The organism is Propioniciclava soli, from assembly GCF_038502305.1.
Lineage (GTDB): Bacteria > Actinomycetota > Actinomycetes > Propionibacteriales > Propionibacteriaceae > Propioniciclava > Propioniciclava soli.
Genome location: NZ_CP115965.1, coordinates 1,875,552 through 1,894,849, shown reverse-complemented (window position 1 = coordinate 1,894,849; position 19,298 = coordinate 1,875,552). Strand labels below are relative to the sequence as shown.

Below are 19,298 nucleotides of genomic sequence, written 5' to 3'. Positions count from 1 at the left end.
TCTCACACCACGGGGTGAGGACAGCTCCGAGCCCGCTTCCTAAGATTGAGGAGCATGGAGCACGTTGAAAAGCCGTCCTCTTCCTGGGGGTCGCGCGCATGGCTGATCGCTGCGGGCGTGTTCGTCGTGCTCCTGCTCGTGTTGCTCGCGCTGGAGCCGAGTGCCCCCTATCTGATCGCTGCGCTTTCTCTCATCCTCGCGGCGGCGGTTGGGGTGACGACATGGGCGTTGCTGCGCACCCGCGCTGCGCGTCGGTCCTACGAGGAACGTCTGACCGAGTGGGCTGCCGAGAAGGCCGTGCAGGCTGAGCGGCTGCGGATCGCCCGCGACCTGCACGACCTCGCCTCCCACGGGCTGGGACTGATGACCGTGCGTGCCGCCACCGCGAACCTCACCGACGACAAGGAGGACGGCGAGCGACGCCAGGCACTCAGCGACATCGAGCGCGTGGGACGCGAAACCACCACCGAACTGCGCGGCATGCTCGCGCTCTTGCGGACAGGCGACGACGGCACTGCTCCCTTGCGGCCGGTCGACGCGCTCACCGATCTTCCGGGCATCATCGAGAGTGCGCAGCGTGCCGGGCTCACGGTCGAATTCCAGCAAGGCGACCTCGGCACTGTTCCAGCCGGCGTGCAGCTCGCCGTCTGCTCCACCGTCCGCGAAGCCCTAGCTAACGCCCTCCAGCACGCCGGGACCACGACCGTTCGCCTCTCGATCGAGCGTGACGCGACCGGCATCGCCGTCGATGCCCGCGACGACGGCCCCATCCCCGGTTGGAGCCCCCATAGCGGCACCGGGAACGGGCTCCGCGGACTGCGCGAACGGCTCGCCGTGCACCGCGGCACCCTGACCACGGGATCGACGGGAGCGGGCTTCCGGCTCATGGCACACATCCCCGAGGAAGCCGCATGACTCCCCTCGCGCCCTCGTCACCGGGACCCGGTGTGCGCCTGCTCCTGGTCGATGACCAAGCCCTGCTCCGGCACGCCCTGCGCATCGCCATCGACCGGGAACCCGACCTCTCGGTCGTCGGTGAAGCAGGAACCGGTGCTGAGGCCATCGCTGCTGCCCGCGAACTGCGGCCGGACCTCGTGCTCATGGACATCCGCATGCCCGAGGTGGATGGGATCGAGGCCACCAGGCAGATCACGAACACCCCCGAACTCGCACACACACGCGTACTGGTCTTGAGCATGTTCGAACTCGACGACTACGTCTACGGTGCACTGCGGGCAGGTGCCAGCGGGTTCGTTCTCAAAGACGCCCGACCCGACCAGCTCATCGACGCCATCCGCCGCGTCCACCACGGCGAATCTCTCTTCGCGCCGACGATCCTCACCAGCCTCATCGAGCACTACCTCGACCACCGCACGTCAGGTAGATCACGCGGTCCCGAACAACTCACCGCGCGCGAGACCGAAGTGCTCACCCTTATCGGACGCGGACTCTCCAACGATGACATCGCGGCCGAACTGACCGTCTCCCACAACACCGTCAAGACCCACATCAGCAGCCTGCTATCCAAACTCGCCGCACGCGACCGCGCCCAACTCGTCATCGCCGCCTACGAACACCGACTCATCATCCCCAGCACGCACAGTAACCGCGCCTGAATCCTCCGACCAGATCAGCGCCAACCCGCTCAGTCACTCGCTTACACGCTTCTGTCTTCCTAACCGACAAAGTGAAATGAGTATGCACGTATGCCACCGTGGGTGGGGCGTGCGCACCTCCCTCATGAGACGACTCATGAGGGAGGCCCAGATGAAGGGTGGGGTGATCCTGTTCCGGGGCAGCGGAGCTGCCGCACGCCGGTATGTCGAGGCCGACCGCTCCCGCGCGGACGATTACTACCTCGGCGCGGACGACGCCGTAGCCGAGTACAGCGTGCTTGACGGCAGTGGTGAGGTCATGGCCACCCGTTCCCTGGCCGCCGAGGAGTATGAGGCGTGGGTGGACTGGACAGAGCCGATCACAGGCGAGTCGATGGGCACCCCGCGTGCGGCCGCTGAGGGGACGAAGGGTTCGCCGTTGTTCGCGGAGATGACGATCAACGCGCCCAAATCCTTGTCGGTAGCCGCTGCCCTCCATCCCGAGGTCTCCGAAGCCCTCGACGCCGCCCAGCACGATGCGCTCGGGGAAATTCGCCGGTGGCTTGGTCAGCACTCCGTCACCAGGGTCGGCCCGCGTGATGCTCGGGAGGTCGCGCCCATTGAGCACATGCAAGTCGTCGGCATCCGGCACAAGACCTCGCGGGCCGGTGATCCCCACCGGCATATCCATATGCAGATCGGCACTCGGGTGTGGGCGGCTGGGAAGTGGCGAGCACTCGATACAGCCGCGTTGTTCAAGCAGCAAGGCGCGATCCGCGCCCTCGGCACCGCGGTCATCGCCGCGCACCCGCACCTCGCTCAGACCCTCGCAGAGCGCGGGCTGACTCTCGACCCGGTAAGTGGCGAGGTGATGGAGTTGGAGCCGTTCAACGCGGTCATGTCGAAGCGGTCAGCGCAGATCAGACGCAACCTCGACCGGCTCGAAGCCGAATGGGAAACCGAGCACCCCGGCGAAGCGCTCGGCCCGGTCATGACCGCGAGGTTGCAGGGCATCGCTTGGACGCACCAGCGGCCTGGGAAGAAGCCCGCCGATCTGAAAGATGAGCAGTGGTGGATGCAGGAACTCGCCGACGCCGGATACGACCCCGCTGAGCGGCAACGCAGCACCGTGCAGCGCCTGGTGCTGTTGGATGATCTTGCTGTGCAGGAGGTTGCATCAAGGGCACTGGATCGTTGCGCCGCCGCGTCATCAGCATGGACACGGCACACGGTGCAGGAGCATGTCACCCGCATCATCACCGAGCACGGCGTGCACGCAGCACCGGCTGAGTTGCGGGAGTTCATCACGATAGCGACCGAGCTTGCAATATCGGATTGCTTCTCCGTGCTGCCGCCGGATGCGGCGACGCCGGAGCATGTCGCGCACCTGACCAGCCTCACCGTGGTCGCCGCCGAAACCGCGCTGCGTGACCGGCTCACCGCTGCTGTGCGGGAGCAAGGGCCGGAGCATCCGGACGTGAGCGAGGCCGCACGCGCGGCGGGGCTGGACGAAGGGCAGACGGTGGCTGCTGCTGCGGTTGCGTCGTCTGATCCGTTGGTGATCGTGGAGGGCGCTGCGGGCAGCGGGAAGACGACGATGCTGCGCACCGCCATCGACGTCGCCACCGAGCATGGGCGGGGGTCGCGGGTGGTTGCGCCGACGCTGCGTGCGGCGCAGGCCGCGCACGAAGAACTCGGCATCCCCGCTACCTCCGTTGCTGCACTGGTGCATTCGCACGGGTGGCGGTGGAACCGTGACGGCGTATGGACCCGCCTGGCCACTGGCGACACAGACCCCGACACAGGACGCACCTACGCCGGCCCGCCGCACGATGCAGTGCTGCGTCGGGGTGAGCGGGTGATCGTGGACGAGGCCGGGATGCTCGACCAAGACACCGCCCGCGCACTCCTCGTTGTGACCGCCGAGGCGGGCGCGACGGTTGCGCTCGTCGGCGACCGCGCCCAACTCCCCGCCGTCGGACGGGGCGGGGTACTCGACATGGCAGCGCAGATTCGTGGCCGTACCTACGACATGACCGAACTGCACCGGTTCGCAGACGCCGAGTACGCGGCGCTCACGCTGACCATGCGCGACCGGGAGAACCCCGGCGACGTGTTCGACCGACTCGCCGCAATGGGCCTCATCACCCTGCACACCGACGAGGAGCAGTCCCGCGACCACATCACCACCCACGCCCGCGAGAGGGAGGCGATCACGGTTGCCTCGAACGACGAGGCCGCCGCGTTGAACGACCGCATCCGCGCGGGGCGAGTCGAACGAGGCGAGGTCGATGACACGATCACGGCGACAGGCAGCGACGATCTGCCTATCGGTCGGGGTGATCTGATCCAGACGCGGAAGAACGACACCGCGCTCGGCGTGGCGAACCGGCAACAGTGGATCGTCCAACACGTCGAGAACGATGGCACCCTCTACGCGCGAGAAGCCGCCAGCAGATGCAGAAACCCGCGCACGGTCGCCCTTCCGCCTGAGTACGTGAGCGAGCACGCGCACCTGTCCTACGCGGCCACCGCCTACGGCGTCCAAGGCGCAACCGTCGATACCTCGCACACGATGCTCACCGACGCGACTAGCGCGGCTGGCGTCTACGTCGGCATGACTCGAGGCCGCGAGCACAACCGGCTGCACGTCGTCGCTGAGAGCATGGCTGATGCGCGGGTGCAGTTCGTCGCAGCGATGGAACGCGACCACGCAGACCGAGGCCTCGACCGCGCCACCGCACGAGCCGCCGAAGCGGTGCGCGGCATCGTCAAGAGCGGCCCCGTGTCGTTCGTGAACCAGGAAATTGTGTCTCTTGTGCAGCGCGCGGAGCTTGCTCAGGCGCAGGCTGAACGCTGGCAAGAGGTCGCTACGGTTCTTGCAGACCTCCGTGCCGCGGAGAGCACCAGGCGCGAGACAGCGCGTATAGCCGAGCAGGATGCGCGAGAGCGGGCCGAGCAGGTACGCGACGAGGTCTCCGCGCCTGTTTCCGCCGCAGCGAGAGATGCTCTCGCCAAATGGCAGGAGGCTGTCAGCGCCGAGCGTGTGGCAGGAGAGCAGGCGCGGACGGCATCGTGGTTCGCGAAACGGCGTGCCCGCGATGAACACGAACACGCCAGAGCACGAGCATCCACAGCGCGTCAAAGCCTGGCCAACGAGTGGGGTGAGATTCCAACGCTGAACGAAGCAGCCGACAGCTGGGTCCAGCGAGTCACCCGTTCGCGGGTCGATGACGACCCGCGCGTGTCCGATGCTGAGCAGCAACAGCAGGAAGCTCGTGACGCGCTATTGTCCAGACCTCAACGCGCACAGGAAGCACGGGTCGCGGCCTACGCGCGAGTGTTCGGCGCGGAGGCTGTGACCCGCAATCGGCAGGCGTACCTGAGCGCGAACCCCGCGCAGCAGGCCGTGAGATCAGCAGAGGCCGCGAGGCGGGCGAAGGAAGAAGCTGAGATGCTGCGCTCGCTCACCCCGACTGAAGCCGCAGTGCGGATCGAGCAGACTCGTGCCGCGCAAGCCGCGCTCGCTGCTGAGAGGGCCGAGCGGGAGCGCGCCAGCCAGGAGTTCGGGCAGCAGCGGAGCACCCCTGGACAGGGCGGCGTCAGTCGAGGTCTATAGGCTTGATGGCATGAGTTGGTTGGTACGTCGGAAGAGTCAGGCGTACCGGCTCCGCGACGACGGCGACATCACAGCCGAGCAGATCGGGCCGCTGCACCAGGGTTCCCCGATGCTCGAATGGGGATCGATCGGCAAGACCGTCACCGCCCGGATCACCGAGCAACTCGCTCACGCAGGCACCCTCGACCTCTCAGCGCCCGTCAGCGAGTACTTGCCAGAGGCGAAGCTGTCGACGGCGGTCGATGTTCGATCCCTAGTGATGCACACCTCCGGTCTGCCGAGAGTCCCGAAGGGCATGGTCACGACCGTGGCAGAAGCGCGCGACCCGTACGCGAAGTACACGACCGCGTATTTCGACGCCAAGGTGCTACCGACTCTCGCGGAACAGCACAGCGGCACCGTGGGCACGTCCGACTACTCCAACCTGGGATACGCCGTGCTGACCCGGCTGCTCGAAGTCGTCACCGGACGTGATTGGTGGACACTCGCCACCAAGGAAGTATTCACGCCGCTCGGTATCACCGACGTGGCGATCCGCCCGGACCCCGAGCGCGTGCCGGTGCTGCGCACCTGGGCGGGTGGCATCCGCCAGCAGTGGGCGGACACCGGCCCGTTCATCGGCGCGGGCGGAGTGCATGGCACCTTCGACGCGCTCGAACAGTACGCCATCGCTATAGCCGCACAGTCACCCGGCGTGAAGCCGTTCGGGTGGATGGACGATCCCACACTGTGGTGGCACAACGGCCACAACCGCGATCACGGAGCATTCATCGGTGTCTCGCATGATGGATCACGGGTCGTGACCGTGCACACGCTCGGCTACAACTTTGGTCGAGCCGACAAAATCGCCACCAGAGTCGAACGAGACCACCCTCCACCCTGACGGTATAACGGGTAACCGTCAGCTTGCTGCTTTCGGGAGAACCTTGGCGAGCGCAAGCCGGAACGAGATCAGGCGAGCGATTATCGATCGTTGCGCCGTCTGCTTCGCAGCACCAGGGGCTGGCGACGTTCTTTGTACGTTCGCGAAATTCCGTATCGCGTTGATCGCAAGGTGTTGCGCGGTGTCAAGTGCGCTGTGCCCGTGCTGCTCGATGGGTACGAGAACCGCGTTGGCGGCGTGAGCTATGACATGTTCCGCGACCGTCCGTGGCGTGCGCACGTCCCGGTCGCCGGATAGCACGAGCATCGGCCAGTCAAAGCCCGCAAGCGCTCCACGGATGTCAACGGGGTCGGCCGCGAACGGAGGGAACCTGTCGGCGAGTCCTACGAACGATTCATCGCTGCGCAACGGCCCCAAAGTGGGTTCGTGCGGGAGGCCGTAGCCGAGTTCGGTGAATGCGCTGCGGGCGACCAGATCAAACTCCATGAGGAACGGGCGGGTCTCCATGACGTCCGTAGCGCCGAGTCGGTTCAGCCATGACCACACACGGGCACCTTTCCCTCGCTCCAGCAGGGTGAGCATCGTAGCGACGAGTTCTGGTCCGCCGGACTCGTGCAGCAACTGGATCGGCAATCCGGCATCTCCTACCGGGATCGTTCCGCGGTCAACAAGTTCACGAACGCGCGATGCGTGTTCGGTGGTCGTCTCGGTTCCGTGCCAGTAGAGGCGGTTCAGTTCCCGCGCGGTTTCGTGTTTACTCAAGGCGTCGAGCATCGGGGAGTCCAGGATCATGCCACTGACCCGGTTCGGATACAGCGCGCCGAACGTGCCCGCCAGGTAGCTGCCGTAGGACGACCCGTACACGGTGACCTGCTCGATGCCCTCGGCGTCGAGTACAGCGGTCAGATCGCCGAGCACGTCGCGGATGGTGATGTCTTCCGGGCGGAGGTCGATGCCGTCCTTGGTTTTACGCGACATGCCGACGCCGCGATGCTCGACCATGAGCACGTCGATCCCGTGCTTGGTCGCGGCGGCGCGGAACCGTTGGTAGGGCAAAACTGAGCCCAGGCCAGGACCGCCGGGGATTACCAGCACCGGAGCTGAGGCCCGGGGGCCGCTGCGTACATACGCGAGCGACAATGCCCGGTCATCCGACAGTTCACGAGTGACCGTGGCGACGCCAGGACTCTTCGCGAGAGCACTTCGCCGCCGTTGCCAAGCGTCGTGAGGCATGCTGCCGTTCGTCGTCTCAGTGTTTCGCGCGTTCGTCATTCGTGGTCTTCTTTCGGTATCGCGCGTGCGGCGCGGCGCACGATGCTGTTCGCATCGTTCAACGTCATTTCTGAACCGGGTGTGACCAGCTCTAAGCACACTCCAGCGATGAGAGCGCTCAGTTCGAGTGCTCGTGTGCGAATCTCGGAGGGGTCAAGGTGTCCTTCCTTCGCGAGGGCTTCCAACCATTCACGGATGCGTTCGCGGGATCTGACGGTCGACGTCTCCAGGAACTCGTGTGCGAACGGCGCACCCGCAGGATCGAGGCCGACCCGGTACATCCCGAACCACACGTCGAGCAAATGCGCTGATTCCTCCGATGTCGGCACGAACTGCAACATGCACCGCTCCAGCCCATCCGCCGCCGAGAGCCGGTGGTTATGAATCTCGAAGTCCTCGGTCTCGTAATCCACCAGCTTCGCGATCAGCGCCTGATGCAGCGACTTCTGGTTAGGGAAGTAGTGCCGAAGCGTCCCCATCCCGATGCCCGCAGCATCGGCCACCGCGCGCACTGACAATCGCTCCATCCCGGACTCTGCCAGCAATCCCGCAGCAGCCGACAGAATCCGCTCCCGCCGCTCCTCGTGACCCGAATACGCCATACACTGAAACTAGCACGACGTGCTACTTTCAGGTTCCGCGCATCTCCTTCGCTGGCCGATCAGCGCGCCACCCGCGAGAATTCGCGTGCCCACTGCGCTCCCTCAGCCACACTGACGGCGGCATGGATATCCTGGAACCGCGCACACGCGCACGATCACGGGTGAATGTGTTTGGGGCACCTCGGCTACGCGATCACCGCCCACCGCGCACAGGGCGTCACCGTCGACACAGCGCACGTCCTGGTCGAGCCGACGACCACGCGGGAGAACCTCTACGTCGCGATGACTCGCGGCAAACACTCCAACCGCGCCTACGTGATCCTCGACCGCGCCGACGACCACGCCCATCCGCATCCCGGTGACAACCCCGACGCCACCGGCAGGTCGGTGCTCTACGGCGTCCTGCACCATGTGGGTGCCGAGCTGTCCGCGCACGAGACCGTCACCGCCGAACACGAGCAGTGGGGCACGATCGCCCAGCTTGCCGCGGAGTACGAGACCATCGCCGGCGCAGCCCAACACGACCGCTGGGTGACCCTCATTCGCGCCGCCGGCCTCACGTCGGAGCAGGCCGAGGCGGTCGTGGAGTCGGAGACCTTCGGTGCACTCACCGCCGAGCTGCGCAGGGCGGAGGCCAACCACCGCGACCTGGACCGCTTGTTCCCGCGCCTGGTCGCCGCGCGCGACCTCGCAGACGCTGACGACCTCGCCTCGGTCCTGCACCACCGGCTCGCCCGCGCCACCGCTCGCCCGGCCGGGTCCGGACGCACCCGCAAGAGTCCCCGGCTGATCGCGGGGCTCATCCCGCCTGCCCGGGGCGAGATGAGCGACGACATGCGCCACGCCCTCGATGAGCGACGTGAGCTGATCGAGCAGCGAGCCGATGCCGTCCTCGACACCGCTCTCGACCGGGGCGCCGCCTGGACCACACTCCTTGGGACACCGCCGCGGACGGCAGCCCAGCGGCGGGCATGGCGCCAGCAGGCCAGGACGGTCGCGGCCTACCGCGACCGATACGGCATCACCGACGACACACCCCTGGGTGCCCCGGCCGCGTCGACCGCGCAGAAGATCGACGCCGACCGCGCGCAGACCGCCCTCGACCACGCCGGCCGAATCATCAACAGCGCGGATGAGCCCACGACGCGTCGCACGCAGGAGCGGGACCCGCTCAGTCTGTAATCACATGAACCTGAAGCAGGCTTGGCCGATCCACAAGACCCGCGCCACGCAGGTCCATCCTCTGAGCGACCGTCTCCATCACAGGCCCGTCACGGCGCCGTCGATCGAGACGGGTGCTGGGTCCGGTCCATTCGTATAGAGCTGCGGCGGGGTCCAGGTGGCCCGCAGGCGTCGCGTGCCCTGGTGGGAGGGGCCGAGCGCGAACGAGTCGATTCTGGATGCGGCCTGGTCGGTGACCAGCCGTTCAGTGAACAGCAGTCGCGCCACCGACCGCAGGACGCTGTCGTCCAGGCCCAGCCCGCGCAGTGGTGCCAGGGGATCGATCGGCCGCACCATCCACCCCATCTGCTGGCCGAGCAGCGAGGTGCCGAACAGCCCATCGGAAAGCGCCTGCTGGACCACCTCGTCGGCCGATATCCCGTTGATGGACGCGCGCATGGTCGAGCCCCGCTGCTCCTGGATGACCAACGTCAACCGCTCCTCATGACCGATCGTCGAGACGGTCCTGGTGGACAGCTCCGCGATCTGCACGGGCAGCGCGATATGAGGGGAGGCGAACGGGACACCGCCGGCCCGGCTGTCCCGCAGACGCACCAGCTCGGCATGTGGGCTGACCCCGTTTCGTAGGTCCGGTCGTTATGAGAGTCGTCCTGTTGCCCGCGGTGGCGGGCAGGGAGACTGGTCAGATCATGACGAACAGTAGGAAGCGTCACACTCCGGAGCAGGTCGTCCGTAAGCTCGGGCAGGCCGACAGGATGCTCGCCGATGGTCAGGATGTCGCGGCGGTGTGCCGGGAGCTGGGGGTGTCCGAGCAGACGTACTACCGGTGGCGGAACCAGTACGGCGGCCTCAAGGCCGACGACGCAAAGCGCCTGAAGGAGCTGGAGAAGCAGAACGCGACCCTGAAGCGTCTGCTCGCGGAAGCGGAGCTGGAGAAGGCCGCGCTCAAGGAGCTGGCTGAGGGAAACTTCTAGGCCCGGGCAGGCGCCGTGCCGCCGTCGCGCACCTGATCAGGACACTGCAGGTGAGCGAGCGGATGGCGTGCCGTCTGGTCGGGCTGAGCCGCTCCGCGTACCGGCGACCGCTCAAGGGCGACACGGTCGCGGACCCGGATCGGGCGCTGCGGGAGTGGCTGCGCGCCTGGGCGAAGGACCATCCCCGCTACGGGTATCGGCGGGCGTATCACGACGCCCGCGCCGAGGGGTGGGTGGTGAACCACAAGAAGATCCAACGCCTGTGGCGTGACGAAGGGCTCCGGGTCCCGCAGCGGCGTCGACGCAAGCGCGTCGGATCTTCGACCGTCGACGCGCCGACGGCGGACGCGCCGAACGTGGTGTGGGCGGTGGACTTCCAGTTCGACGCCGACGAGCACGGACGACCGATCAAGATCTGCTCGATCGTCGACGAACACACCCGGGAGTGCATCGGCGGCCTCGTGGAGCGCTCGATTACCGCCGACCGACTCACCGCCCACCTCGAGGACCTCGTCGCCGCCCGGGGCGCCCCGGCGGTGCTCAGGTCGGACAACGGGCCGGAGTTCATCAGCGAGGCGATGGCCGACTGGGCCGGCACCCGCACCGGCCTGTCCTACATCCCGCCGGGCTCGCCGTGGCGCAACGGGTACGTCGAGTCATTCAACAGCCGGATCCGCGACGAGTGTCTCAACATCAACAGCTTCTACTCGCTACTGCACGCACAGGTCGTGATCGGCGACTGGAAGGACGAGTACAACCACCACCGCCGGCACTCCTCGCTCGGCTACCTAACCCCAGCCGAGTACGCTCGGCAATGCACCCATCAAATCGAAACCGACGACTCACACACCGTCCGGACCGAATGACGGGGGCGGCCCACATGGACCGCGTCGCCGCGCACCGACGCGGTGAGCGAGATCGTCTTCCCGTCGTTGGTGATCTCGCGCGCACGAAACAGCGTCCGGCCCACCCGCACCCAGGGGGCCAGCTCCTCCGCAGCCAGCTCCTCCAGACGTCGCCGCACCCGCCGACCGAGGTCGTCCGGGTCACTCCATGGGCTCGTCGTGTACAGGTTGCGGGCACCCTGGATCAGATCGCGCTGCGCACCGTCCATCTCCCCGCCGGTCTCGCCGTGCACGAACAGGCACAGCCGCAGGCCGTTGCGCTCGGCCTCCAAGAACTCCGCATGCGTGGCCGAGTACCCGTCGGGCATCCGCACGCCGTAACGCGAACCCCACATGCCCACGTAGACCTCGGAGCTGCGCACCCCGGAGAGGTAGGCCTGCTCGGCCGAGATGTCCTGCGCTCCGAGATCCTCGAACATCACCGCCGTCGCCCCGACCGACTCGATCGCTGCCCGCACCGCGGCCCGCTCGTCGGGCATGTCGGTGATCAGGCTGGACACGAACACCCGCCGCCCGCGCGCCCACGCCCGCACATCCTCCCCGGCGCCAGCCAGGGAGGCCGAGCGCTGGTCGATCAGCAACGACGCATCATCCATGCCTCAAGTCCACCACGGACACGCCCAGACGCGGAGCGCACACGCGAGCCGCACACCCCAGCGAGCGCGGGCGCCAGGCACCTTCGCCTCTTCCCGATGTCTGCGCGGCGTCGTACACTGACTCCTGAGGCGGCCTCTTATGCGGCGCTGTCGCTCCTTGCGACGGTATGACCCTCCCGGGAACGGACGGTCCTTTCAGGTTCTTGTTGCCGAACCCTTGAAGAGGTCTGTCCATGCTCCGACTCATCTGGGCTCTCAGCGTCCACACCCGCTACTTCCTGCGCCGCTACATGCCCACCAACATCCTGCTCGACACCATCCGCACCCGCCGCGGACTGCGCTGGGGCCTGCCGGCGATGCTCCTGGCCATCCCGTACTTGTACGCCGCGAACCTCTGCGTGCAACTCATCGCCGGCGGCGGTCCCGGCTGGCTGCACCTACTCGTGCTGCTGTTCATCTACAACGCGATGAAGTTCGCCATCATGGGACCGGTCAGCCTCGTCCTCCTGCTCCGCGCCCGCCTCCGCGAGCACGCCACACGCCGCCGCGAGCAATGTGCCGACCACCGGCCCATGGTCGCCGCGTAGGAGGGGGAGGTGCGTGATGGGCGCGTACGTGAAGAAGACCGCCCGGCGCCGCTACGACGAACGACAGTTCGCCGTCCGCGCGGTGCACCGTGCCCCGCCCGACCTGCACAAGCTCAGCGAAGCCCTGATCCGCCTCACGCTGCAAGAGGTCGGCCAGTCACGGGGACACCGCGGCGACCAGGAGGCTCTCGATGCCGATCGGGCTTCCTCGTTCCCTAACGCGAGGAGCAGGCCTTCCCTCGCGGGCAGCACGGGCGGCACCGCCACTCCGCGCGGACCGACGTCACTGACGGCCGTCGCTGATAGCCTGACGTTAGACCCCGCAAGAGGAGCGTGCGAGAAGATGGCGGAAGAACACGAAGTTCTCACGACGGAGGAGGCTGCCGCGCTGCTGCGCGTGAGCACCAAGACCGTGCTCGCGCTCGCCCGCGAAGGCTCCCTGCCCGGCGAGAAAGTCGGACGGGCCTGGCGCTTCCTCCGCAGCGACGTTCTCGCAGTGGTCCGAGGCAGCAAGGACACCGCGAAGAGTGTGGGGGACTGAGTGACAGCACGCGATACCGTCCGCACGTCCCTTGCCAATCGAGACGCTCTCGCTGAACGGGGGACGTCATGATCGACATGTCTACGTGGGAGGAGTTGGTCGTCGACGTTGTCAACGACGTCCGACTCGACCCGCGCAACGTCCGACTCGACATCCCCGAAGGCGTTCCGGAATCCGACATCGTCCAGGACTTGTTCACCAACGAGAAGGCACTGAGCCTCGTCGAAGGTATCGCCAAGGTCGGCCTGCTGACACACGAAGTTCCCATCGTCCTGGAGCGTGACGGTCAACTGATCGTGGTCGAGGGAAATCGACGTGTCGCCGCGCTGAAGGCCATCCAGAACCCGTACCTCGCGCCCGATCACCAAGCGCGCATCGGAAAGCTCGCGCAGTCCGTGCCCGATCGTGCCGCGATCCGCCGTATCACCGTCAAGAAAGCGCCTTCGCAGGACGATGCCGACCAACTCGTCGCAGCACTTCACACCGGCAATCAACGCGTGGCGTGGGGTCCCGCCAGGCAGGCCGCGTTCTTCCAGGCGCAGCTCGACGCCGGCAAATCGCCGGAGGAGCTGATCGCCCAGTATCCAACGATCGACGTCCGCAAGTTCATCACGCGGAGCAAGATTCTCGAACTTTTCCGCAACGTCACCTACGACGACCCGTCATTGGGCGACTACGCACGCAAACGCCGCTTCCCGGTGTCGACCCTCGCGCGCCTCTACGAGAACGAGAGGTTCCTCGACCTCGTCGGAATCCACATCCAGAACGGCACAGGAGAGGTCACCCTCGTCTCAAGCGCCGGCCTGTTCAAGCGAGTCGCGACAAAGATCGTGAGCGACATCCGCGACGGCGTGATCAACACGCGTACCCTCAACAAGACCTCAAGCGACCGATACGTCGAGTACATGGACGACCTTCGCGACCTGCTCGACGAGCATAAGGACGACGAGCCAGCCAACGGCGAGCCGGACAGCACACACTCCGACGCGTCGAACCCCGCGGCGAACGGCAGTCAGCCCTCGGGCTCCGACGGTCAGGAGCAGAGATCGCAGGCTCGTGACGGCGCAGATGGCGACTCTCCCGAATCAAATGACGCTGGACGGGACAAGCCGAAGCCGCTTCCGCGTAAGAGGAACTACCTCAACACCGACAACCTGACCGTCCCGACGTCGTTCCCCGCTTCGATACACGAGATCGTGAAGGAGCTGTCGGCGCTCAACATCCAGCGCTTCCCAAACGCGACACTTGACTTGCTCCGGACCTTCCTGGAAAAGACGATCAAGGCCCACGGCGAGGTGCTCGGCGAGGAGATCAAGAAGAGCTCGAACGAGCAAGGCTTCGTGTACCTCTCGAACTGCCTCGTCTGGCTCGAACAGCACTTCAAGTCCACCGGACAGACCGCATTCATCCAGCCCGTTCAGAAGATCCGAGGTGGACGCTACGGCTTCGTGGGCTCCAAAGCACACCTCGATGCCACCAACCACAACCATCACATTTTTGCTACACCCGACGACGTTCGTGAATGCTGGGCGACCATCGAAGGAGTCATGAAGGCGGTCCTCAAACCATGACCCAAACAGCGACATCTGCACGTAAACGAGTGACAATCTCACCGCTGCGTTACCCCGGTGGCAAAGGCCTGCTCTACTCACGCCTGCGGACCATCATCCGAGAGAACAACCTCACCTCAAGCGTGTACGTCGAACCCTACGCAGGGGGTGCGGGCGCGGCTCTTGCCCTGCTCGTCTCCGGTCAGGTCGAGCGGATCGCGATCAACGACCTTGATCCTGCCGTGTTCGCGTTCTGGAACGCAGTCGTCACTCAGCCCGACGAGTTCACCGCGCTAGTCAATAGCGTCGAACTCTCCGTCGATGAGTGGGAACGACAGCGCGAGATCTATCTGACCTCCGCCCGCGACAACCACCTCCCGCTCGGGTTCGCAACGTTCTATCTCAATCGAACCAACCGCTCAGGCGTCCTCAACGGAGGACCCATCGGCGGGAAGGACCAGACGGGCAACTACAAGATCGACGCTCGCTTCAACCGCGAGGGTCTGGCCGAGCGCATTCGTCTGATCGCGCTGCACGCAGACCGCATAGCCGTGACCAACGAGGATGGTCTGCGTGTCATCGAGCGGTACTCGGACCGCGACGACGCCTTCATCTACGCCGATCCGCCCTACTTCGAGAAGGCAGGATCGCTCTATCTCAACGCCTTCCAAGACTCCGACCACCGCGCTCTCGCTGACTGCCTCAAAGGTGTGCAGCGGGCAAAGTGGATTCTCACCTACGACAACGTGCCGCAGGTCGCAGAACTCTACGCAGATCTGCGCAGGAGACTCTTCGCACTGAACTATTCGGCTCACCGTGTGATGAAAGCCAGCGAAATCATGGTGTTCTCGACGGAACTGTCTATTCCCGAGGAGATCGAGTCTGCCCATGCCGGCCTCGTGCAGCTGGCAGACGCCGCTACAGAAGGAGCACGCTGATGGCGCGGCTGGACAAAGCATCACCCGACACGCTCTCTCTCGACCTCGCGAACCCGCGCATCCCCGACGCGAAGTTCACTGACGAGGAAGAGGCAATCGCCTACCTCTACGCACAGGCCGACCTGGGCGAGCTGATCCAGTCCATCGGCAACTCAGGGTGGCTCGACTTCGAGCCTCTCATCGTCGAGGAATCAACACGGACCGTCGTCGAGGGCAACCGGCGCCTCGCGGCCTTGCGCATCATCGCGAGCCCCCGCCTCCAGCAGCAGTTCAAAGTGACGCTGCCGCAGCCACTACACGCGAACGCCATACCGACCGAGATCCAGGTCAACTACGTCGGTAGCCGCAAAGAAGCACGCGACTTCATCGGTTTCAAGCACGTCAACGGCGCCTTCAAATGGGACTCCTACGCGAAGGCGCGATTCGCGCATTCATGGCTCCAAGACGGAGACGACATCGACGAAGTCAGCCGCAGGCTGGGCGACGGACACAACACCGTCAGCAGACTCGTCAACGGCGTCGTCGTGCTAGAGCAAGCGGAGAACACCAAGCTCTTCGACCGCGAACTCCGTTCTAAGAAATCGTTCTACTTCTCCCACCTCTACACCGCGCTCTCGACAGCCAACGTCCGCCAGTTCCTAGGACTACCTGAGAGCGACAACTCGGTGCTTCCGTCCCAGCCAGTGCCAGCATCGCACCGAGCGCATCTACGTGACCTCCTGTCGTGGCTCTATGGTCAAGAAGACGAGCCATCGCTGATCAGGAGCCAGAACCCAGATCTCGGACGACTCATCAACGTGTTGGGCAGCGAGCGGGCAATCCGAGTGCTCGAATCCAACCGTGACCTGGACCGCGCCTTCGATGTCGTCGAAGACAAGGCAAAGGCGTTCGAGAAGGCGTTCTACCAGCTCGCCAGCTCCGCCGAAGACGTCTCCCGCATCATCGCTCGCTACGACCCGAAGTCCGATCTGGTCGACGACGCGGAAGCAACCCTTCGCGTGGTGACCATCGTGGTCAATGCGATGAAAGAGGCACACCTCGGAGGCCGCTCTTCCGATGAGAGTTAATGCGCCTCTGGACCGCTCGACGAGGAGCGTCGCGGCCGACTGGGTGGAACTGCATGCCCTGCTGGATGCGTCCGTCGCGAATGAACAGAGCCTGATCCGAAGCCAGACCGTTCAACGGGAACCCGACCATGGCAGCCTCCTGACTGACATCGACGCTGAGCTGGTCGACGAGGAGATTCTGGAGCCCGAGAACGACGAGCTTTCCGAGCGTGTCTACGAGGAGCTTGCCTACCGCGAGCGAGTGCTCGGCGCTCGGTATCCGTTCGAGCTTGTGTCGGAGTACGGCAAGTGGGCCCTCCGGCGTCGCGCAGCGGAGAGTGACGCCGAGGTCGCAGCACACGACTGCTACATCTGCTGCCTCCTGATCTCTGCGATCCACTCCGAGCTTCTGCCGACGAAGAGCGACCACGAGGTGTTCAAGTCAAGCGCGAGAGCGCTACAGGTCGAGTCATATCTGACGGCAGCCGAGGTGCTGGGCGGCCGCGCGTACTGGTTCGGTTCCCCACGGCCCGATGGCTCGGGAATGCTCAAAGCGATCCAGGACCTCGCGTCCTCAATGGGCACCGCAGTGGCGCCGGAAGAGCGGCCCTTGGGTCTCTCTGCCAATGCCGCCGACGGCACCGTGGACATCGTCGCGTGGCGTGCATTCCTCGATGGACAGGCAGCCTCGATCGTCGCGTACGGGCAAGTGGCTTCCGGCCGGAACTGGACCGCTAAGCCCATCAAGTCCTTCATTGATGGCCATTTTCTTCCCTGGTTCGACAAGGCGCCGTCGCACAAGCACATCGAGATGCTCTTCGTACCGTTCCCACAGCACCATGAGCAGTCCGAGGAGAAGAAGCTGGACTTTCGTACCGTCGCTTCGGAGAAAGCCCGACTTCGTGAGAACGACTACGGCGTCGTGATCGACCGACTTCGGCTGACCGAGCTGATGGCACTCTCGAAGGTCAGCGGAAGGTACGACAAGCAGGAGTACGAGCTGCACGAAGACTACGTTCGCACCTGGGCGGCAGGAGCACTGTACTACGCTGAGGGGACGGACGCGGCAGCCTGACCGGCGGGTCCTCGTGTCACGTCATGGTTAGTGACAGGACTCTCAAGCAAGGAGTGGCGGCATGTCATCGACGGAGTACTCCTTTCCGGTTGCAGTGTCGCAACTGGGCGAGCAAGACTCGCGTGAGTCTCAGAACGCCCGCGCCGTCCAGTGGCTTCTGGAACAGCGTGGCGGTTCCATCGTTGTCGTAACGCCGCAGAAGCAGTTCGACAGCGACATCCTCCGGCGCGTTGCTGCTCGTCCAGGAGTCACACACATCACCTGGCGCGGCTTGTTCACGGGCTCGCTCGCGAATCACCGTGTGCTCTATGCCTGGCCGGACCGGAAGCACCTCAACGATCTTTGGGGCGCAGACGCAGATGCGCTTGTCGTCATCGAGTGGGGGAGGGCCGAGACTGCGACGTGGATCGAGGACGCGAACCCAGTGCGACTTCTGCCCGGTCAGACTGTGCAGCCCAGACCTCAGCCGGCACCCGTGGAAGCGGCCGAGCCGTTGCCGAACGGCGTCGGGGAGATCCTGGAGCACATCGCCGCTTGGGCAGCTGGATACGACTCGGGTCTGAAGTGGAACGAAGAAGACAAGCTCAAGGCGGACATGATGAACTGCCCGGAACGATGGGCCCCCATCACCGTTGAGCAAGTTCGAGCCAAGTGCCGTGAGCTGAAGATGCGGCCCAACGACATCGAGACGATCACGGGCTTCCTGGAACGCAGGAAGCAAGGACGCCGCTTCAACGTGAGAAGCACCTATCGCGACTTCAGATTCGCGCAGTAGACGCGACTCGACCGTCATCACCGACGCAAAGACAGACTCTCATGGCAGATCAAGACGCTCACTTCCGCGTGATGGATGAGGCACTGAAACATCCAGATGGCCGAGCCAAGGGCGGAGAGCCCTGCGTGATTTGTGGCAAGTCGGTGCCGGCGAGCGCCCACTGGGTGCAACGAGACCGACATGTGTGCTCCGGACGGTGCAACAACCTCCTGCGTCGCCGCTACGGTCGCGGAAGCGCGAGCATCAACGCCGAACGAGTGGCGGCGGCAGTCGAAGCCACCGGGCCGCGACCGAACCCACGAACCAGCGGCCCTCGTGTCTTCCGCACCCTGCCGGATGCGCGCCCGCCCGAACTGCCTATCGAGTGGGAGGGGTACGGGCCGCATCCAGGTGATGTGGTCGAGCGCCACGGCATCTTGACCCAGTACCTCGTCCAGGACATGCCCGATGGCTACTTCACCTCGCGCATCGTCGTAGCCGTTGCCGAGAGCGGTGACATGTTCGTAGCAGGGGCGACTGATGATGGCTACTACTCGTCCCTGGTGATCGGACCGCACGGTCCAGGAGGCGAACGCCTTGAGGGTCGGCTATTCAGCCACACCTTCGGCATAAACGGCGTCCTGTGTCAATGGCGCCGCGAGCGGATCACGGATCTACAGCCCGACGGCGTGGACTACTTCTTCTGGGAGTGCTACGCCGCCGTCCCTGTTGACGCGCCGGCCTACCCCGAGCCGATGCACTCGTCGCGCTACCGAGCGGAGATGGATCGTCGTCGCCGAGTCAGCAGCAATGCGGCAAAGCACGAGCGCCGGGCCCGTTCAGAAGCCACCATCGAGCGGTTTGATCCAGTGGAGGTGTATGAACGAGACGCTTGGACTTGCGGCATCTGTGGAGGGAGGGTCGATCCACAAGTGCTACACCCCGATGCCATGAGCGCGAGCTTGGACCACGTCGTTCCCCTGTCGAAGGGTGGGGACCACACTCGCGGCAACTCGGTCCTCGCCCACCTGATCTGCAACATCCGAAAGGCAGCGAGTTGAGAGTGCGCCGACCTCGGCGTGACGCGGACAACCGAAGTGGACCAATCAAGTGACCAACAGCCTGCAAACGCTGCAAAACGAAATGCCCAGAGCAAGCGGCTGATACGGAAAACACCAG

The 19,298-nt window shown here is 65.3% G+C and carries 18 protein-coding genes; 14 read left to right on the top strand and 4 right to left on the bottom strand.

Annotated features, from left to right (window positions below):
- Window positions 1–54 precede the first annotated feature (54 nt).
- From PCC79_RS08565 to PCC79_RS08550, 4 genes are all read left to right on the top strand, one after another.
- Entirely contained in the window at window positions 55–915 is an 861-nt protein-coding gene (locus PCC79_RS08565) for a sensor histidine kinase (RefSeq protein ID WP_232550176.1), read from the top strand.
- Entirely contained in the window at window positions 912–1,616 is a 705-nt protein-coding gene (locus tag PCC79_RS08560) for a response regulator (RefSeq protein ID WP_232550177.1), read from the top strand. The genes PCC79_RS08565 and PCC79_RS08560 overlap by 4 nt, the downstream gene beginning before the upstream one ends.
- Before the next feature lie 136 nt (window positions 1,617–1,752).
- Window positions 1,753–5,214 (top strand): MobF family relaxase, encoded by a 3,462-nt coding sequence (gene mobF / locus PCC79_RS08555; protein ID WP_342373572.1) that lies wholly within the window; start codon window positions 1,753–1,755, stop codon window positions 5,212–5,214.
- A 10-nt stretch (window positions 5,215–5,224) separates the two neighbouring features.
- Window positions 5,225–6,097 (top strand): serine hydrolase domain-containing protein, encoded by an 873-nt coding sequence (locus PCC79_RS08550; RefSeq protein WP_232550179.1) that lies wholly within the window; start codon window positions 5,225–5,227, stop codon window positions 6,095–6,097.
- Window positions 6,098–6,115: 18 nt separating this feature from the next.
- Here the strand turns inward: PCC79_RS08550 and PCC79_RS08545 are convergent, their stop codons facing one another.
- Window positions 6,116–7,369 carry an alpha/beta hydrolase gene (locus PCC79_RS08545; RefSeq protein ID WP_342373571.1) on the bottom strand — a complete coding sequence of 418 codons (1,254 nt, stop codon included), beginning with the start codon at window positions 7,367–7,369 and terminating at the stop codon, window positions 6,116–6,118.
- Window positions 7,366–7,971: a TetR/AcrR family transcriptional regulator gene (locus tag PCC79_RS08540; RefSeq protein WP_342373570.1), complete on the bottom strand. Its 606-nt coding sequence runs from the start codon at window positions 7,969–7,971 to the stop codon at window positions 7,366–7,368. Before PCC79_RS08540 ends, PCC79_RS08545 begins: the two co-directional genes overlap by 4 nt.
- 165 nt (window positions 7,972–8,136) lie before the next feature.
- On the opposite strand from PCC79_RS08540, the gene PCC79_RS08535 reads away from it, so the two are divergent.
- On the top strand, window positions 8,137–9,153 hold the full coding sequence (locus PCC79_RS08535; RefSeq protein WP_232550182.1) for a C-terminal helicase domain-containing protein: 1,017 nt from the start codon (window positions 8,137–8,139) through the stop codon (window positions 9,151–9,153).
- 78 nt (window positions 9,154–9,231) lie between these two features.
- Here the strand turns inward: PCC79_RS08535 and PCC79_RS08530 are convergent, their stop codons facing one another.
- Window positions 9,232–9,747, bottom strand: a complete 516-nt coding sequence (locus tag PCC79_RS08530; protein ID WP_342373569.1) for a hypothetical protein — start codon at window positions 9,745–9,747, stop codon at window positions 9,232–9,234.
- A gap of 95 nt (window positions 9,748–9,842) precedes the next feature.
- Here PCC79_RS08530 and PCC79_RS08525 point away from each other — a divergent pair.
- A protein-coding gene (locus tag PCC79_RS08525) for an IS3 family transposase (RefSeq protein ID WP_342372059.1) occupies window positions 9,843–10,993 on the top strand; the annotation gives its coding sequence in 2 pieces (ribosomal slippage) (window positions 9,843–10,113 and window positions 10,113–10,993; 1,152 coding nt in all).
- Here the strand turns inward: PCC79_RS08525 and PCC79_RS08520 are convergent.
- Window positions 10,951–11,628, bottom strand: a complete 678-nt coding sequence (locus PCC79_RS08520) for a DUF4062 domain-containing protein (protein ID WP_342373568.1) — start codon at window positions 11,626–11,628, stop codon at window positions 10,951–10,953. The two genes, PCC79_RS08525 and PCC79_RS08520, sit on opposite strands and share 43 nt — an antisense overlap.
- A gap of 233 nt (window positions 11,629–11,861) precedes the next feature.
- On the opposite strand from PCC79_RS08520, the gene PCC79_RS08515 reads away from it, so the two are divergent.
- From PCC79_RS08515 to PCC79_RS08480, 8 genes are all read left to right on the top strand, one after another.
- Window positions 11,862–12,215 carry a sulfate permease gene (locus tag PCC79_RS08515; RefSeq protein ID WP_232550184.1) on the top strand — a complete coding sequence of 118 codons (354 nt, stop codon included), beginning with the start codon at window positions 11,862–11,864 and terminating at the stop codon, window positions 12,213–12,215.
- Between the two features lie 28 nt (window positions 12,216–12,243).
- Window positions 12,244–12,756, top strand: a complete 513-nt coding sequence (locus PCC79_RS08510) for a helix-turn-helix domain-containing protein (RefSeq protein ID WP_342373567.1) — start codon at window positions 12,244–12,246, stop codon at window positions 12,754–12,756.
- 68 nt (window positions 12,757–12,824) lie between these two features.
- On the top strand, window positions 12,825–14,327 hold the full coding sequence (locus tag PCC79_RS08505; protein WP_342373566.1) for a hypothetical protein: 1,503 nt from the start codon (window positions 12,825–12,827) through the stop codon (window positions 14,325–14,327).
- Window positions 14,279–15,244, top strand: a complete 966-nt coding sequence (locus tag PCC79_RS08500; protein WP_342373565.1) for a DNA adenine methylase — start codon at window positions 14,279–14,281, stop codon at window positions 15,242–15,244. The genes PCC79_RS08505 and PCC79_RS08500 overlap by 49 nt, the downstream gene beginning before the upstream one ends.
- Window positions 15,244–16,311, top strand: a complete 1,068-nt coding sequence (locus PCC79_RS08495) for a hypothetical protein (RefSeq protein WP_232550188.1) — start codon at window positions 15,244–15,246, stop codon at window positions 16,309–16,311. Before PCC79_RS08500 ends, PCC79_RS08495 begins: the two co-directional genes overlap by 1 nt.
- On the top strand, window positions 16,301–17,365 hold the full coding sequence (locus PCC79_RS08490; RefSeq protein WP_232550189.1) for a hypothetical protein: 1,065 nt from the start codon (window positions 16,301–16,303) through the stop codon (window positions 17,363–17,365). Before PCC79_RS08495 ends, PCC79_RS08490 begins: the two co-directional genes overlap by 11 nt.
- 61 nt (window positions 17,366–17,426) lie before the next feature.
- The gene (locus tag PCC79_RS08485; protein ID WP_232550190.1) at window positions 17,427–18,140 is read left to right on the top strand and encodes a hypothetical protein; all 714 of its coding nucleotides are present in this window, start codon (window positions 17,427–17,429) and stop codon (window positions 18,138–18,140) included.
- A 41-nt stretch (window positions 18,141–18,181) separates the two neighbouring features.
- A complete protein-coding gene (locus PCC79_RS08480) occupies window positions 18,182–19,180 on the top strand; it encodes an HNH endonuclease (protein WP_232550191.1) in 999 nt (332 codons plus the stop codon).
- Window positions 19,181–19,298 lie beyond the last annotated feature (118 nt).

What these genes read in the sequence shown, in the direction of transcription:
- PCC79_RS08565 (WP_232550176.1), top strand. Translation starts at nt 55, where the DNA reads ATGGAGCACGTTGAAAAGCCGTCCTCTTCCTGGGGGTCGCGCGCATGG.
- PCC79_RS08560 (WP_232550177.1), top strand. Translation starts at nt 912, where the DNA reads ATGACTCCCCTCGCGCCCTCGTCACCGGGACCCGGTGTGCGCCTGCTC.
- mobF (WP_342373572.1), top strand. Translation starts at nt 1,753, where the DNA reads ATGAGGGAGGCCCAGATGAAGGGTGGGGTGATCCTGTTCCGGGGCAGC.
- PCC79_RS08550 (WP_232550179.1), top strand. Translation starts at nt 5,225, where the DNA reads ATGAGTTGGTTGGTACGTCGGAAGAGTCAGGCGTACCGGCTCCGCGAC.
- PCC79_RS08545 (WP_342373571.1), bottom strand. Translation starts at nt 7,369, where the DNA reads ATGACGAACGCGCGAAACACTGAGACGACGAACGGCAGCATGCCTCAC.
- PCC79_RS08540 (WP_342373570.1), bottom strand. Translation starts at nt 7,971, where the DNA reads ATGGCGTATTCGGGTCACGAGGAGCGGCGGGAGCGGATTCTGTCGGCT.
- PCC79_RS08535 (WP_232550182.1), top strand. Translation starts at nt 8,137, where the DNA reads ATGTGTTTGGGGCACCTCGGCTACGCGATCACCGCCCACCGCGCACAG.
- PCC79_RS08520 (WP_342373568.1), bottom strand. Translation starts at nt 11,628, where the DNA reads ATGGATGATGCGTCGTTGCTGATCGACCAGCGCTCGGCCTCCCTGGCT.
- PCC79_RS08515 (WP_232550184.1), top strand. Translation starts at nt 11,862, where the DNA reads ATGCTCCGACTCATCTGGGCTCTCAGCGTCCACACCCGCTACTTCCTG.
- PCC79_RS08505 (WP_342373566.1), top strand. Translation starts at nt 12,825, where the DNA reads ATGATCGACATGTCTACGTGGGAGGAGTTGGTCGTCGACGTTGTCAAC.
- PCC79_RS08500 (WP_342373565.1), top strand. Translation starts at nt 14,279, where the DNA reads ATGCTGGGCGACCATCGAAGGAGTCATGAAGGCGGTCCTCAAACCATG.
- PCC79_RS08495 (WP_232550188.1), top strand. Translation starts at nt 15,244, where the DNA reads ATGGCGCGGCTGGACAAAGCATCACCCGACACGCTCTCTCTCGACCTC.
- PCC79_RS08490 (WP_232550189.1), top strand. Translation starts at nt 16,301, where the DNA reads ATGAGAGTTAATGCGCCTCTGGACCGCTCGACGAGGAGCGTCGCGGCC.
- PCC79_RS08485 (WP_232550190.1), top strand. Translation starts at nt 17,427, where the DNA reads ATGTCATCGACGGAGTACTCCTTTCCGGTTGCAGTGTCGCAACTGGGC.
- PCC79_RS08480 (WP_232550191.1), top strand. Translation starts at nt 18,182, where the DNA reads ATGGCAGATCAAGACGCTCACTTCCGCGTGATGGATGAGGCACTGAAA.